Raw genomic sequence first — 15110 nt, forward strand, 5'->3', positions numbered from 1 at the left:
CACATGTAAACAACTTTCCCCAACAATCGTATTTTCACCTCTACTCAGCAGTGCTGAACAGGCGGTTTTTGACGTCTGGGAAGAGCTCGAATAGAGCTGACTGATAGTCTTCTGGTTTGGCGAGTTTGATAGGTTCGCCTTGGTCGCTGAGCGATTTTAATACCATCTGCTGAGGGACTTCAGCTTCCCACGGGCGAGCCCAAGTGAAGGTGGCTAACAAGTCACCGCGGCGCAATGCCATGCTCTCACCGCTACGGCCAGCGTAGGCGGTAGTCATGACTGCTGACACTTCACCATTTTCTTCTAGCAGCGACCTGCCCGCCATCAGCTGGCGCCACTCAGATGGATAACCTAACGCGTCTGCTAGTGACGGCATGACGTCGAGATGGCTGGCGGTGAGCTGGCTAGGTCCACGGCCCATAGAGGCGGGCCACTTGATGAGAATAGGTACGGCGGTTTGCTCTGGCTGGAGCGACGAGCAATGGAACCAGCTACCGTGTTCTTGAAATTCTTCGCCGTGGTCGCCGGTGATGATGATGATGCTGTCGTCGTAGCGACCTTCTTGCTTGAGAAAGTTAGTGAATTCCTCAATCTGGTGGTCGACCCACGCGGCGGCATTGAGGTAGCGGTTACGCACCCGCTGGACAGCTTGTTCATTTGGCCTCACTGGGAACCTAACGGTGGTGTCGTATTCTTTGTATGGTGGATCAAAATCGCGATGCCAGTAGTAATTGTAATGCGGCGAATCTAACCCGAGGAAATAAAACCCACCGCCAGCTGGACGCTCAGCGATGGATGATTGCATTTCTTCAAAGCACCACTGCTCGCGAGCTGGAATACCAATGCTAGAAAATTCATCAGCGCCGTCGACGTGGCGAAGGAAATCTACCAGCTGAGTGCCAGTGCCAAAGTTGAGCATGCCAAAATCTTTATAAGAGAGGTCACAAACGGCGCGCACTTCCATGTGGTAGCCAGAGTTTTTCAGCGCCTGCAACATGGGTGCGCCAAGGAATGTCTCACGGTCTTCGATAGATTCTAAAGTGGAGCGCCAGAAAACAGGCACTTGGCTGTGGAAAAAGCTGAACCAAGATAGATGCGTGGCGTTAGATGCGGCCCACGTGCGCTCTAGCTGTTGGGCTTCATTTTGTTTGAACTGGCTAAGGAATGGTGTGGTTTTCTCATCAATGGCATCAGCGCGCAAACTCTCCACCATGAGAATGATGATGTCTGGTTTCTTTTCTAGCTGGTGAGAAATGGCCTGTGGCTGCGGGGCGATAAACACAGGTGTCAGCTCGGTGAGTCCGTCGCGCGGGTTGACCAAGCTGAGGCCGAGGCCAAAAACTTCGCGCTCGGACTGCCAAGCCACCACATCTTTCCATAGCGCGCCTACTCCCTGCTCGACGATGACAAATAACCAGCAAGTAAAGCCGATGACAAAGGCGCGGCCGAGTGACATTTTCATGCTGAACTTTTTCGAGATCAGCCATGCTGCTAGAACGAGCAGACCGGCACCACCAACGACAGCTAACATGGACAGATAGACCGTCAGGTTGCTCACTTCAATGCCTCCAGCTGCGAGCTCAACGGCGAGGTCAAAATTCCCTGAAGCGGTGAGTCCGTTAAGCAGCTCGATGAGCGAGCGCCCCCACATCATGCCTAGCAGCTGGTCGGCAATGACGAGAAATGGCACCAGCCCAACAAATGCCCAAACGATCCAGCGCAGGTGGATGGGTGATGCGCGCAGCACCAGCTCCATGAGCACGTAGAAAAAACAAACGAATACTGCCTGGGTAAAACAACGCCCTAGCATGGCGCTAGCCACTTCGGTAGCGGTGCCCTGCAGCAGCCAGATAGAGAAAAAGTTATTGGTCAGCAAAGCTAACAAAAGGAGGGCAAAAAACATGCCATTCCAAGCGCGGCATTCGCGCAGCCAATCTTTGAAGTTAGTCCAGCTAGGCCAGCTGAGGTTTTGGCTACCTCGAGATTTTTTTCCCATCAATGCAGCAAGCACGGAGACGGCGACGAGACCAAACATGCTGAGCCAGAGAATCCCGCTAGAGGGGATTTTTTCTGCGTAACATAGCCAGATATATGGTGCCCAGACGGCCATGAATCCGGCGATGATTTTCCAGCCAGCTGAGCTCGCGCCAGCTAGCCAGCTTGTAAAACGCATCCAGTAGCCACCGATGATCATGCCGAGCACACAGAAGAGCGTGAGCGAAATCAGATTGTAGGCAAAATTCCCTGGCCCAAAGCGCAGCGGGATTTGATTAACGGTCCAGGCTTGGTGGTACGGCAGCGACATCGCGGCGGCGCCAAGCAGCCATGCCAGCGTGTGCAGTAGGTGGAATTGCCAGCTGCGATTCGTGCGGTTGTCTGCTTCAGTTTGCATAAAAAAAATCTCGCTCCCAAATAGATGAGAGCGAGTTCAGATATACTTAAAACCCAGCGGTTTCAAGTTTTTCAAAAAATTAGATTCTTAGCGACGGCGGCGTCCTTGGTTCGCCATGATGCGCTTGAGCTTGCGGCGCACGGACACTTTGGCCGCTGAGCTGAGGCGATCGATGAAGAGGATGCCGTCGAGGTGATCGGTCTCGTGCTGGAGCGCGCGAGCGAGCAGCCCGTCGGTTTCTAGCTCGATGACGGAGCCATCTAGCTGCGGCAGCTTGGCTTTCACCACGCTTGGGCGGTTGACATCAGCATTGATGTCTTGGATGCTCAGGCAGCCTTCGGTGGAGCGCTCTTTAGGGTCGAGCAATTCCAGCTCTGGGTTGATGAATACCAATGGCATGATGTCAGCCATTTTGGCATCTTCGCCATTCACTTTGAGAAAACTAACACATTCTGGATCATGTGATGTATCAATGACAGCCATGCGGATATCGCGGCCAATCTGCGGCGCAGCTAGACCAACACCCTCAGCATCATTCATGGTCTCAATCATATCTTGAGCCAATTTCTGAATTTCCTCATTCACCTGAGTGACAGGCGTGCACTTTTTGCGCAGCACTGGGTCGCCGTATTGTACAATATCCAAAACCATAATCTGTATTTTCTATGCAATAAATTTACCCCTTAGAACCAGGGACTTTCGCGTGATGATGAACGTCCTTAACTTGAAACCCAGCTTTGGTCAATGCATCCCATACGGTAACCATGCTCTGCCACGAGGCATTTTTGTCTGGTTTCACCTCGAGCTTGCGATCTGGGTTTTGTTTGCGGAATGTTTTCAGGAAGTCCAATAAAAACCCTTCAGGAATGCGCGTCGCCTCCAGCGACATCTCGCCGGTGGCTGAAATTGACAGCACGGCAGCTGGCTGGACGAGCTTTTGCGTCTGCATCTCCTGAGTCAGCGCGAGGTTCACGTCGAGCACATCGCGCTTCTTTTTAAACTGCGTGGAGACCACAAAATAGACCAGCAGGATCACCAAAATATCGATCAACGATACAATGGGAATGGCGGTCTGTTTGCGTTGTGGGCGGTAGAATTCCATCGTTCCAGCTGGGTTTATTTTCTAGCCTTTTTAGCTGGCTTGCTAGCTTTGCTCGGCTGAGCTGGCTGGCTTTCGCGAGCTGAGGAAATGGACAAGACCACCTTGCTCATGAGCACTTCCATGCGCGCGGTCATGGTCTCGATTTTGCGCGAAAAATGGCTCTGCGCAATGACGGTAGGCACGGCAACCACCAATCCAGCTACGGTGGTATTGAGCGCCATGGAAATCCCGTGAGCAATCTCAGCGTGATCTGCATCTGGGCCGATGCGGGCAAATACAAAAATCAATCCGCTCACTGTGCCCAGCAGGCCGAGCAGTGGCGCGATAGTGATGATGACATCAAAGATAGGCATGCCAGCATTCATCTTCACCACCTCTTCGCGGGCGGCTGACTGGATGGCTGTCTTCGCTTCATCTTGGCCACGCTTGGCATTGTGTGAGGCTACAAAACATAGTCTCGCCAGCGCCGTATCACCTTGCTGGAACTCTGCCATCAGCTGGGCTTCGTTCTCCATCTTGTCACCAGCGTGAACGCGGTCGATCTGATGCGCCAAATGCTTCGGCATGATCAACGAATGCCCTAGAGTGACAAATTTGAAAACTGTCGCCGCAATGGTGACCAACAGGCAGCAGATAATCGCCACCATAAACCAACCACCTTGGTCGATAAATTGTTCCACTTTGGCAAAAGCCGATAGCTCTGCTTCAGCTAGGATGAATGAATTTAGCATCATGTTTTTTCTGGGTTAAAAATAGAAATTGTAAATCAGTTCGAGTGGTTCGCCATTGAGTTCTTTGGCGACTTCTCCCGTCATTTTGGGTAACTTTGCTTTTTTGATCGCTGAGTAGGTAAAAGCCTGCTGGATAGCACTTGCCCCAACGAGCTCAACTTCTTTAATGCCAGAGACCTTGCCGCGAGTATCAACGAGAAACCGCACCGATACTACTCCTGGGGCGATGAGGTCACGGTATTTCAGAGCATTCACTCTCCATGCCTTTTCAACTTCCCGGCTGATGGCAGCTTGGTATTTACCCAGCGCGGTACTATCCACATTTTGTGCTGCCACTCCTTGATTAGAAATATTGCCAATGATACGGCTCTTCGTCTGCAACTCGCTAAACCCGTCACTTCCCGGTCTAGCTGGAACATTTGCGAAATTAGATTTAGCGATTGTTGGATCACCTTCCTTAACATTATTGTCATCGTCAGGCACCTCTTTGCGGCGATCTTGCTCATCCTCGGGCGCATTGATTTTATCTGGCACCTGCACCAGTGAGTCGGCCCGATTGAATTCTTCCCGTTCGCTTGGCTTCACCCTATCCACAGCTTCATTGCCTTCTTGTGGTTTCGGCTGCATCGTCTCGTCCGCTAATACGGCGTGATCAAAAAAGTGAGGTTTATCTTTTGGAGGTTCTGGTGAATCAAGCTCAGTATTCAGTGGGCGCGGTGGTAAAGGTGGCCCCTTTTCATTAGACGGTTCTTTGCTAGTCGAGCCTAGCTTGACGTCACTATCGTAGAATTGGTCAAATTTTGTATCTTCCGAACCATCCACGCTAGGAACTGCAGGTTTGTCCTCTTCGCTTGGAGCCTCGCTAGCGGCCACGGTTTCCAGTTCACCTATTAAATCAGCAGGCTCCTCAAGCTCACCAACCTGCGATTCATCAGTTCTGACATGCTGTTTTTCAACTTTTTCCGGCTCTATGACCTCATCCAATTCGATAGGTGCGGGGACAAACTCTTGCCATGAAATAACCACTTCCGATGCCTTATTGAGCTCATCAGAATCATCAGCCGGCAGTTCCTTTGTATGTTTATCGTAGAAATACTCCAATACATTCAGCTTAATGCACAATAAGACAGCACAAGCCAGCAGCACATACACCGCGGCGGTGATGAGGAATGCTTGTTGTACTTTTCTTTGGTATAGAGTCATATGCCAGCTGGCGGGTCTATTGACTGCAGCAATCTGAACAGGGTCAGACAGCTTGGCAACCGTGAATCAGGTAATCTTGCAAAATTTGCGATGCTAGGGATTTCCTTGAAATATTAGCGATGCTACACTGGTACTTTACCGATAAATCTGTATAGCCAATTTCACCCCGCCAGATATATCTCTGGCTATCTTGTCCAATTTTTATACAAACCTATGATGAAAACATCCCTTTGCGCCATCTACTCAGCGATCGCAGTGGTCCTCGCCGCCCCTACACTGTGCGCAGAAACACCCGCCATTTTTGTCGATAAATCGTCAGCTGGCTGGCACTACCTCCATATCACGGACGGTGGACCACCAGCTGGCAAAGATAACCGTAGATTCAACAATAATTGGTACGGGCAAACGGTGGCGAACTACCGCGGCAATAGCAATTACCCAGGGCCAAAATTCCAGCCAGATGGCAAAGCACCATTTCACTACGGCGGCGTGGATGGGCTAAAAGGCGGAACCAAGCTGGAAGTGCCACCATCAGGCAAGCGCTTCACCTCGTATTTTCTCAAACCATTCGACGGCGGCAAAGAAGGGTCCGAGCACATTGCCATCGACATGCTGTGTGACGACGGGGCATTTATTTACCTCAATGGCGAACTCATCGCCCGCCACAATGTGACCGGGCAAGATAACTACAAAACTCTCGCTACTAGGTTTGGCGACGAAAAAAACTTCGTGCCCATCGAGCTGATTGGTGAGCCAAAAGTGCAGCCAGGAAAAAACCTGCTCGCCATTTCCCTACACAATAACAAAGCCACCAGCTCAGACCTCGGGTTTGACATCGTGCTCAGCAACCGCGAGGGCGACCAAGTCATCACCCCAACCATCAACCGTGGCCCGTACCTGCAAGCTGGCTCGCCCACCAGCGCCACCGTGCGCTGGCGCACTAACTTTGCTGGCTCCAGCGTAGTGAAATATGGCACCGCACCAGACCAACTCGACCAGCTAGCTGAGATCAAAGAACCCACTCGCGAGCACATTGTCACCATCAATGGCCTGCAGCCAGCAGTGCGCTATTTTTACACCGTCGAGAGCCGAGGTGGAGAAAATTTCATCAGCTCAGAAGCAAGCGTAAATGCCTATTTCCAAACTCACCCGCAAGCAGGCAGCAAAGTGGATACCCGCATCTGGGTGATTGGCGACAGCGGCACCACCTCCAAGCAGAAGATGGATGTATACAAATCCTACCTTCAACGCAGCGCTGGCCAGCATACTGATGCCTGGCTGATGCTCGGTGACAATGCCTACAACAAAGGCACCGATCAGGAATTCCAGCGCGCGGTATTTAATGCCTACCCAGAACTTCTGCAAAATACCTTCCTGTGGTCGTGCATTGGCAACCACGAAACCTACTCAGACGGTGGTAAAACCTACCTCAACGTACACACATTCCCCACTAAAGGAGAAAGTGGCGGCGTCGCTTCTGGGTCCGAGCTGTATTTTTCATTCGACCACGGCAACATCCACTTCATCAGCATCGACTCGCAAAGCAAAGAAAACTGGCAAGACAAACCCGGCACCGGCGGCATGATCGACTGGCTAGAACAAGACCTGCAAGCTACCGATAAAGATTGGATCGTCGCCTTTTTCCACCACGGGCCGTATACCAAAGGATCACACGACTCAGACCGCGAGCCGCAGCACATTGCCATGCGCAACTACGTCACTCCGCTGCTAGAAAAATATGGCACCGACCTCGTGCTCTCAGGCCACAGCCATTGTTACGAGCGCTCCATGTTAGTCAATGGCCACCACAGCAAGATGGACCCGAGCATTGACTCCAAAAGCGCCACCTTCACCAAAGACATGCTCGTAGATGCTGGCAACGGCAGCACGCTGGGCGGAGTCGACGCCGAGGGGAATTTCCTCAACGATGCCAGCAAGGGCAATGGTGCCTACCAAAAAGAAAACAATGGCGGCGACAAGGAAGTCAAAGGAACCGTCTACAGCATCGTTGGCGCCTCGGGCAAACTCTCCCGCTGGACTGACCGCAGTGATGACATCGTCAACCCTAACCCGCACCCAGTGTTCATTGTAAACTTGCGTGTCATGGGCTCTATGATTATCGATGTCAAAAATAACCAACTGCATGCCCAATACATCGACGAGAAAAACCAAGTGCGAGATGATTTCACCATCGTCAAAAAAGGCCTCAAATAAGTTCACCTCCAGCCAGCCCAGCGCATGAAATCACTACTCGTTGAACATAGCGCAGGGCAACGGCTCGACGCCTACCTAGTTGGATTCCTCACCGAACTGTCGCGGGCAAAAATTCAGTCATTGATCAAATCTGGAGACATCCAGCTCAATGACGCCAAAACCAAACCCAAACAACTCATCACCCTCGGTGATCGCATTTCTATCAACATCCCCGAGGACAAACCGCGCCAGCTCGTCGCTCAAGACATCCCGCTAGACGTCCTCTACGAAGACGAACACATCATCGTCATCAACAAAGCCGCTGGCATGGTGGTGCATCCAGCTGCCGGCAACGACGACGGCACGCTAGTCAACGCGCTACTATTTCACTGCGGCAGCCAGCTAGCTGAAGGCCAAGAAGAAGGTCGTCCCGGCATCGTCCACCGGCTAGACAAAGATACCTCGGGCGTGATGGTTTGCGCCAAATCCCAGCTGGCGCTTACCTCGCTGCTCGCCCAGTTTGCCGATCGCACCACCGCCAAGCGCTACCTAACCGTCGTGCAAGGCCAGCCCAACAAACCTGAAGACACGGTATTCACAAATATCGGCCGCCACCCAGTCAATCGACAAAAAATGGCAGTGGTCGACCCCGGCAGCGGCAAATCAGCCATCACTGATTACCGCGTTCTCTACCACCACCCCAGCAATACCAGCTTGATCAAATGCGACCTGCATACCGGTCGCACCCACCAGATCCGCGTTCACATGTGCCACATCGGCACACCCATTCTCGGCGACCCCATCTACGCAAACATCAAACGCCAAGCAGTGAAAACCGGACGTCTCATGCTGCACGCATGGCAGCTGGAAATTGATCACCCAGAAACTAACATGCGCCTGCACTTTGAAGCCCCCGTGCCCGCCGAATACGATCGGTGGATCAAAGAAATCCAGCTGGACTAACAAATAATTTCAACCGAAAAAATACAATCCACTTCCATCTGGGAGTGGATTTTTTTTGGCTCAAGAGCCAGCGCTGACTAGCTGATAGGCTCAGTGAAATGGGGCAATATCAAACTTCATCTCTATATAAAATCACACTCATCCCCCCAAAAAACATGAGGCTAAGTACTTGATCACTAGACCAATCAAAAAGGTTAACTCTTAGTCGAAAGCTACTCTTTAGAATCATAGACAGACCAAGGTTAAACTGGTTCACTACTTCCACTTCTTAATATTTAAAGTTAAATTTCGCTCACAAAAACTCACCCAAATCCTTCAATCCATAAAGAACTAGAAGACTGTCCTTTTAAAAATTGAAGATCCAATAACACCCACTAAAAAATACAATATTATGAAAACAAAACTGCTAACATCCTTATTGTCACTAAGCTTTGCGATTTCAGCTAGCGCTGCGTGGACAACGATCGACAACTTACCTGGCGCCAGCGTTGATGGCACAAATGCCCAAACTAGTAGTTCTACAGACGTCGATACCAGCAACTTAATTGATGGTGGCACGGGCACCGGCGCTTCTGATAAATGGTACACCACAGCATTCGACTCAGCGGCACCTCCAGTGATCATCTTTGACCTCGGCGCAGATATCACCATGGATGCCTTTGCTGTATACGGCTACCACGGTAACCTAAATAATGGGGCGTCCAATAACACAATCAGCTCATTCACGCTCGAATTTGCTACCGCTGCTGAAGGCTCGACTACATTTGGCCAAAGCTACAGCAAGATTGACGAAACCATTGACGCGAAATTTAAAAATAGTGAGTTTTACACCTCCGACTACGGTCAGGATATCACAGCTCGCTACATCAAAGTCACCATTACCGGCAACTTCGGAGGCGATATCGTTGGCTCTACTGAAATGAACATTAATGTCGTGGATACCGATGTCGTCCCTGAGCCAAGTGCTCTGACACTACTTGGACTTGGTGGCCTCGGCCTCGTTCTGCGCCGCCGCCGCGCATAATCTGCTTTCTGAGTAAAAACATAAATCCACTTCCATCTGGGAGTGGATTTTTTTTGCTCAAGTTGCGGTTTCTTGCTACTGCTTCTGGGCATAGCCGCTACTACCATGTCAGAAGATCTCGTTAACTCACTTATTCCCGCCGTCGATCAGCAAATTGAATCAGCCGCCACGCCACACGTGGCCGCGACATTCAAGCGGCTCACGGGCGAAAACCAGCTAGCTGAGGACGATGCCAAGTTTCTCATCGCCGAATGTCTAGCAGACGAGAGCAACCGCATGTTTATCGAGAAGCGCGAGTTCAACATCGATCGCTACTACGAGCTGTTGGATGAATTACCACACAGTGACAGCCAGGCCCATTAGAGGCTGGCGCATCATTCCCGTGATTCTCCAATCCATTCCCCGTGGCTAATCAATCAGACATTCTCATACTAACGGCTGGCTTTGGCGAGGGGCATAACAGCGCCGCGCGCAATCTTGAATCCGCCTTTGAGGGGAAAAATAACCCACTTTACCTAGACCCGTGCGCAGCTGGCTCGCCGCGGCTCAACGACTTTTTACGCAAGTTCTACCGCTACATCACCACCCATCACCCGCGGCTGTGGTATAGCATTTACCAGTCTACAGAAAACCACGACTTCTCCAAAGAGCGCCTGCCCTTCATGCGCCCACCGGAACGCCGGCTCGATCTAGCCATTCGCCACTACCAGCCACGGGCAATCATCAGCACCTACCCGCTGTACCCGTACTTTGTTGATAGAAGTTTTCAAAAAGGTGCGCCGCGCTGCCCTGTTTTCACCGTCGTTACAGATTCTATCAATATCAATGCAGCGTGGAGAAACGCCCCAACAGATTATTTCCTTGTTACTGATGAGACCACCAAGGAATCGCTGATAGACCAAAAAATCCCAGCTGAGAAAATCATCATCACTGGGTTTCCGGTGAACCCAAAGTTTGCTCAACTTCCAGTTCTCCAGCCAGATTGCTCGACTGAGAAATTCAAAATTCTCTATTTTACTACTGCAAAAAAACCACAAGTTAGGCGCATTCTCAAGGCACTGCTAGAGAGGCACCCACATACTCAGGTCACCGTGGTTCTTGGCAAAAACGTACGCAAACTCTACTCGCGCGCACGCGAAGCCAAAGAGCAATTTCCTGGCCGCGTGAAAATCATCGGCTGGACCAAACGGGTCCCAGAGTTGATGAGTGAGCACCACCTTGTCGTCGGCAAAGCTGGTGGCGCCACCGTACACGAAGCGCTGGCGGCTGCCTGCCCGATGCTCATTCACCACCTCGTGCCCGGCCAAGAAGAAGGCAACCTCGAGCTGCTCAAGCTTCTCGGCGGCGGCGATCTAGCTGACACATCAGACAAACTCAGAGAGCTCATCCACCAGCTGCTAGAGAATGATGCCGCACTGTGGCGGAAGATGAAAAGCGAACTTTACGCGCGCCGCCACCCGCAAGCCGCTACCGACATCGTCGAGCTCGTCAACCAGTCCGTAGTAGCTGAGCAGTAGACTTACTCGTCTTCACCTGTTGGAGTGTTAGCCACAGGTTTCACCCCAGCCGCATCGGTAAGATGGCGATATTTCTCAGGGATAGCGTCAGCTAGATAGACTCGCTGATTCTCGCCATTATGCTCTTCGATTCGATAGCGATATGCGCCGTTGCCCTGGTCTTCGAAGCTGATGCGAATCGATCTATCAACCCCTTCGGCTCCGCGATCAAATAATTGCTCACCACCTTTCAGCGCAAATAACGCACGACCACGTGCTTCACCTAACGAAGCTTCTAGCTGGCTCAGAAATTTCTGCTGTGCCTTTTTCTCTAACTCAGGGCTGTCAGCCAGCTGGATGGTGAATGACCCATCAGCCTCGTCGCGAAACTCAGCCAGCTGGATGTCATCCGCTTCCATTGTCGTCTGCACTTGGCTCCAATGGGTTTCAATTGCCTGCTGCTGGTCAGCCTCCACCTCTAGCAAACTCACTACCGCGTCGTCGTGGCTGAAAAAATTCTTCCCTTTGGGCGGCTCCACCTTGACCTGAGCCATCGTCACCAAACGATCTAGCGAGATCGCAATGTGGTCATCACCACGCAGCTCCAGCTCATCTACCGACCTCTGTGCTAGCCCAGACCGCTTGCTAACACGGCTAGCATCAGCTGACGACGAAGATAAACTCGCAGCCCTATCAGCGCCCCTAGCAGAGCTAGCTGCCGAATTTCCCTCTACCGAAGTAGCTGGCTCTGGCCCAGAGAAGATCACCGCCGTGAGCAATGCTCCAGCCACCGCTCCGCCAGCTACCAAGATCACTTTTTCAAAATTCACCATCACTCACAGCAAAGCGCAATTTCCCCAGCGAGGCAATGGGCAAATCGCGCTGGCCAAGGAAGTAGAAACCTCTCCTTCTTTACCAGAAAATCGAAACGCTTGTACGACAACGGGAAACAAAAAGCGAAACAGTCACCCATATTACACACTCGTCTACGTGTCCTCTTTTGAGACTACTTTCTGAGTTCCCATGACTTAGGCCAAGTCAAGTTAGCAAGACACTACTCATAAAGCAGATATTTCACCCCAAACTAAAACAATGAATACGTATAAAAAAGAACTACTAATATTGTGCACAACAATGCTAGCTGCAGCCCAACTGAATGCAGCTTCGGTAATCACTAACCAACCTCTATCAGATCAGCCCGATTACCGAAATAATAGCCCTGACGCCTCACTGCCTACGACAAGCAGCCCTCAAGATATCTGGCGTTTCAATAACCGAGTTCAAATCATGACTGATCCTGATAATGCTAACATTATCGGCACTAAGTCTAGTTTCACCGATGTGGTCAACCTAACCTCACACACTGCCGTAACAAGCGACCCAGATTACAATATCACAACCACAACCCTGAATAGCATCACTCCAAATTTCGAAGTATCTGACTTCGCAACGGTTGCTATCGATGATGATAGGCTCGGGGCCAGTACCCGCATAGACGGCTACTACACGATCAACCTGACAACTACCTCAGGAACTTTCGTTGCCACAAGTGATATTGCCACATTACTCGACGGCAGCTTAGCTGGAAATAGCACAGCGATGCGTAACAACGTCGTAACAGCGTGGAATACCATCACTTGGGATGTAGATCCATTTGCCAGCGGAGGTATTATCTACAACGACATCAGCTCACTGGACATCACGTTTCATAGTGAGCTGCTCGGAGCTAATGATGGCACTGAAGGTAGATCTAGCTGGTTCAATTTCGATACCAATGGAATTGAATACACAGCTCAGACAATTCCTGAGCCAGCTAGCCTAGCTCTGCTTGGTTTAGGTGGCTTTGCGCTCGTTGCACGTAAACGTCGTTCATAAAATCATCTGCCCATATGGTTCAAATCGGCTGGCTCCATCGTGGAGCTGGCCGTTTCAGTTTACAACTAAGGCATAATTTGCGCATTTCAGTTGCACAACGACCGCCATCAGCTATTTTCGCGCGCATTCCCCTTTTACTTCATTTTTAGAGAATACAACCATGGAAAACGTCATCATCATAGGTACTGGCCCTGCTGGCTACACAGCGGCGATTTACACAGCGCGTGCGGACCTCGCACCACTCATCATTACTGGCACCCAGCCAGGTGGCCAACTTACCACCACAACAGATGTGGAGAACTTTCCGGGATTTCCCGACGGCATCATGGGCCCAGAGCTGATGGTCAAGATGCAGCAGCAAGCTGAGAAATTTGGCACTCGCGTGGAGTACGCCACTGTGGAAACCGTAGAAAAACAAGCGGACGGCACATTTTTGGTATCAGCTGGCTCCAAGAGCTGGCAGACCAAAGCGGTCATCATCAGCTCAGGCGCCTCTGCTCGCTACCTCGGTCTCGACGGCGAAGAAGAACTCGTTAAGGGCGGCCACGGGCTGACTGCTTGTGCCACCTGTGACGGCGCATTCTACCGCAACGTGCCAGTTTGTGTCATCGGCGGCGGCGACTCAGCATGTGAAGAAGCCACATTCCTGACCAAATTTGCGAGCAAAGTTTACCTCATCCACCGTCGCGACGAACTGCGCGCGTCTAAGATCATGGCACAGCGTGCGCTGGAGCATGAGAAAGTGGAGATGGTGTGGAATTCTACCATCAAAGAATACCTCACTGACGACAAAGGTAACATCCGCGCAGTATTGCTAGAAGACACCACTAACGGTGAAACTTCTGAGCTCGTGGTTGAAGGTGTATTCATGGCCATCGGCCACACACCAAACACAGCTTTCCTTAAGGACTTTGTCCAGCTGGACGAAGAAGGCTACGTCATCCAGACTGAAGGCACACGTACTTCTGTGGAAGGTGTATTTGCCGCTGGTGATGTTACTGACAAAATCTACCGTCAGGGAATCACCGCTGCTGGCCAAGGCTGCGCTGCTGCTATCGAGTGTGAGCGCTGGCTCGCCGAACAAGAGTAAGCTGCCCAAGCATCATTGCATAAAAATCAAAAAGCCAGTGGTCTCCACCACTGGCTTTTTTTATCACACACTACTTATCTATCAGCAAAAAATTTAGCCGTTCACGGCGCTACAAATACATGATCAGAACAATGATTACGGGCTAGATTGCGAGATGACAAGAAGAATAAACAGTCGATTGAAAAAACACTAACAGCACGAGCTCTATCCCTTGCAGGAAAACCTCCTGTCGACTATAGCTTGTAGTAAGAAAATACTGCATACCCCTCCAGCCAAGCATTATGATACGCCTCAACGCCACAACCTTTTTGCTCATCGCAGCCAGCCTAACTAGTCAACTATTTGCGCAGACGCCAGCTGACGCAAATCCTTCGCCAGCCGAGCCGGCGACCGCAGCCGCTGACGCCAAACCGGAGATCGAGCAGATTTCGGAAAACGAATATCGCATTGGCAAAGTGGTGATTAACAAAAAAACTCGCCAGCTGAAACTTCCAGCTGCCGTGCACATGGACAAGGACATCATCGAATACGTTCTCATCACCAATCTCGGTAAAGCCCACGAAGCGCTGCTCATCACCGACATCAAGCCGTCAAACCTCAACATCGGCTTCAAGCTGCTTAGCTACCCAGAGTCTAACGACCTATTCCGCCAGCCGAATCCCGATGGTTCACTGGGAACGGAATACTATCAGGTCGACGAGAAGATCAAACAACAAGCCCGCATTCAGCTAGCTATCGAGTGGGCAGATGCTGAAGGAAAAACTCAGTCAGCGCCACTATCCAGCTGGATAGCCAATACCGCGACCAAACAACGCATGCCAGAAACCCCGTGGGTCTACAATGGATCTGAGGTATTCCAAGGCAACTTCAGCGCTGACATCTACGGCGACATCCTATCTATCCAGCCAGACGTCAATTGCATCGCCAACTACACCGGCGACGACCGCGAAACCGCTGAATGGGAACCGCACAGCAAGGTGCCCAAACCCGGCACCGAAGTCACCGTGATCATTTCTCCTCTCAAGCTAACCAAATAAACTT

General features: G+C 51.1%; 14 protein-coding genes. 8 read left to right on the forward strand and 6 right to left on the reverse strand.

Annotation, left to right across the window (positions count from 1 at the left end):
- Positions 1 to 40 precede the first annotated feature (40 nt).
- From JIN82_RS07205 to JIN82_RS07225, 5 genes are all read right to left on the reverse strand, one after another.
- Entirely contained in the window at positions 41 to 2392 is a 2352-nt protein-coding gene (locus JIN82_RS07205; RefSeq protein ID WP_200310962.1) for a sulfatase-like hydrolase/transferase, read from the reverse strand.
- Between the two features lie 87 nt (positions 2393 to 2479).
- Complete coding sequence (def, locus tag JIN82_RS07210; protein WP_200310963.1) at positions 2480 to 3043, reverse strand: peptide deformylase; 564 nt, start codon at positions 3041 to 3043, stop codon at positions 2480 to 2482.
- 25 nt (positions 3044 to 3068) lie between these two features.
- The gene (locus JIN82_RS07215) at positions 3069 to 3494 is read right to left on the reverse strand and encodes an ExbD/TolR family protein (protein ID WP_200310964.1); all 426 of its coding nucleotides are present in this window, start codon (positions 3492 to 3494) and stop codon (positions 3069 to 3071) included.
- Between the two features lie 14 nt (positions 3495 to 3508).
- Positions 3509 to 4228 (reverse strand): MotA/TolQ/ExbB proton channel family protein, encoded by a 720-nt coding sequence (locus tag JIN82_RS07220; protein ID WP_200310965.1) that lies wholly within the window; start codon positions 4226 to 4228, stop codon positions 3509 to 3511.
- Between the two features lie 12 nt (positions 4229 to 4240).
- Entirely contained in the window at positions 4241 to 5428 is a 1188-nt protein-coding gene (locus JIN82_RS07225) for a hypothetical protein (RefSeq protein WP_200310966.1), read from the reverse strand.
- Positions 5429 to 5641: 213 nt separating this feature from the next.
- On the opposite strand from JIN82_RS07225, the gene JIN82_RS07230 reads away from it, so the two are divergent.
- The 5 genes from JIN82_RS07230 to JIN82_RS17480 all read left to right on the forward strand — a co-directional run bounded on the left by JIN82_RS07230 (position 5642) and on the right by JIN82_RS17480 (position 11125).
- Positions 5642 to 7642 carry a purple acid phosphatase family protein gene (locus tag JIN82_RS07230; RefSeq protein WP_200310967.1) on the forward strand — a complete coding sequence of 667 codons (2001 nt, stop codon included), beginning with the start codon at positions 5642 to 5644 and terminating at the stop codon, positions 7640 to 7642.
- A 24-nt stretch (positions 7643 to 7666) separates the two neighbouring features.
- The gene (locus JIN82_RS07235) at positions 7667 to 8584 is read left to right on the forward strand and encodes an RluA family pseudouridine synthase (protein WP_200310968.1); all 918 of its coding nucleotides are present in this window, start codon (positions 7667 to 7669) and stop codon (positions 8582 to 8584) included.
- A 391-nt stretch (positions 8585 to 8975) separates the two neighbouring features.
- On the forward strand, positions 8976 to 9608 hold the full coding sequence (locus tag JIN82_RS07240) for a discoidin domain-containing protein (RefSeq protein WP_200311014.1): 633 nt from the start codon (positions 8976 to 8978) through the stop codon (positions 9606 to 9608).
- Between the two features lie 105 nt (positions 9609 to 9713).
- Positions 9714 to 9971 (forward strand): hypothetical protein, encoded by a 258-nt coding sequence (locus tag JIN82_RS07245; protein ID WP_200310969.1) that lies wholly within the window; start codon positions 9714 to 9716, stop codon positions 9969 to 9971.
- A gap of 41 nt (positions 9972 to 10012) precedes the next feature.
- Positions 10013 to 11125: an MGDG synthase family glycosyltransferase gene (locus JIN82_RS17480; protein ID WP_200310970.1), complete on the forward strand. Its 1113-nt coding sequence runs from the start codon at positions 10013 to 10015 to the stop codon at positions 11123 to 11125.
- Between the two features lie 2 nt (positions 11126 to 11127).
- Here the strand turns inward: JIN82_RS17480 and JIN82_RS07255 are convergent, their stop codons facing one another.
- On the reverse strand, positions 11128 to 11937 hold the full coding sequence (locus tag JIN82_RS07255; RefSeq protein ID WP_200310971.1) for a hypothetical protein: 810 nt from the start codon (positions 11935 to 11937) through the stop codon (positions 11128 to 11130).
- A gap of 259 nt (positions 11938 to 12196) precedes the next feature.
- On the opposite strand from JIN82_RS07255, the gene JIN82_RS07260 reads away from it, so the two are divergent.
- The 3 genes from JIN82_RS07260 to JIN82_RS07270 all read left to right on the forward strand — a co-directional run bounded on the left by JIN82_RS07260 (position 12197) and on the right by JIN82_RS07270 (position 15106).
- On the forward strand, positions 12197 to 12979 hold the full coding sequence (locus tag JIN82_RS07260; RefSeq protein WP_234041850.1) for a PEP-CTERM sorting domain-containing protein: 783 nt from the start codon (positions 12197 to 12199) through the stop codon (positions 12977 to 12979).
- 160 nt (positions 12980 to 13139) lie between these two features.
- The gene (gene trxB, locus JIN82_RS07265) at positions 13140 to 14069 is read left to right on the forward strand and encodes a thioredoxin-disulfide reductase (RefSeq protein WP_200310973.1); all 930 of its coding nucleotides are present in this window, start codon (positions 13140 to 13142) and stop codon (positions 14067 to 14069) included.
- A gap of 281 nt (positions 14070 to 14350) precedes the next feature.
- Positions 14351 to 15106 (forward strand): YdjY domain-containing protein, encoded by a 756-nt coding sequence (locus JIN82_RS07270; RefSeq protein WP_200310974.1) that lies wholly within the window; start codon positions 14351 to 14353, stop codon positions 15104 to 15106.
- Positions 15107 to 15110: the final 4 nt, after the last annotated feature.

The organism is Persicirhabdus sediminis (assembly GCF_016595495.1).
GTDB classification, from domain to species: Bacteria; Verrucomicrobiota; Verrucomicrobiia; order Verrucomicrobiales; family Akkermansiaceae; genus Persicirhabdus; species Persicirhabdus sediminis.

Excerpts from the sequence above, each read along its gene's own strand:
- JIN82_RS07230 (WP_200310967.1), top strand. The coding sequence starts at position 5,642 with ATGATGAAAACATCCCTTTGCGCCATCTACTCAGCGATCGCAGTGGTC.
- JIN82_RS07235 (WP_200310968.1), top strand. The coding sequence starts at position 7,667 with ATGAAATCACTACTCGTTGAACATAGCGCAGGGCAACGGCTCGACGCC.
- JIN82_RS07260 (WP_234041850.1), top strand. The coding sequence starts at position 12,197 with ATGAATACGTATAAAAAAGAACTACTAATATTGTGCACAACAATGCTA.
- JIN82_RS07215 (WP_200310964.1), bottom strand. The coding sequence starts at position 3,494 with ATGGAATTCTACCGCCCACAACGCAAACAGACCGCCATTCCCATTGTA.
- trxB (WP_200310973.1), top strand. The coding sequence starts at position 13,140 with ATGGAAAACGTCATCATCATAGGTACTGGCCCTGCTGGCTACACAGCG.
- JIN82_RS07255 (WP_200310971.1), bottom strand. The coding sequence starts at position 11,937 with ATGGTGAATTTTGAAAAAGTGATCTTGGTAGCTGGCGGAGCGGTGGCT.
- JIN82_RS07240 (WP_200311014.1), top strand. The coding sequence starts at position 8,976 with ATGAAAACAAAACTGCTAACATCCTTATTGTCACTAAGCTTTGCGATT.
- JIN82_RS07225 (WP_200310966.1), bottom strand. The coding sequence starts at position 5,428 with ATGACTCTATACCAAAGAAAAGTACAACAAGCATTCCTCATCACCGCC.
- JIN82_RS07270 (WP_200310974.1), top strand. The coding sequence starts at position 14,351 with ATGATACGCCTCAACGCCACAACCTTTTTGCTCATCGCAGCCAGCCTA.
- JIN82_RS07205 (WP_200310962.1), bottom strand. The coding sequence starts at position 2,392 with ATGCAAACTGAAGCAGACAACCGCACGAATCGCAGCTGGCAATTCCAC.
- JIN82_RS07220 (WP_200310965.1), bottom strand. The coding sequence starts at position 4,228 with ATGATGCTAAATTCATTCATCCTAGCTGAAGCAGAGCTATCGGCTTTT.
- def (WP_200310963.1), bottom strand. The coding sequence starts at position 3,043 with ATGGTTTTGGATATTGTACAATACGGCGACCCAGTGCTGCGCAAAAAG.
- JIN82_RS07245 (WP_200310969.1), top strand. The coding sequence starts at position 9,714 with ATGTCAGAAGATCTCGTTAACTCACTTATTCCCGCCGTCGATCAGCAA.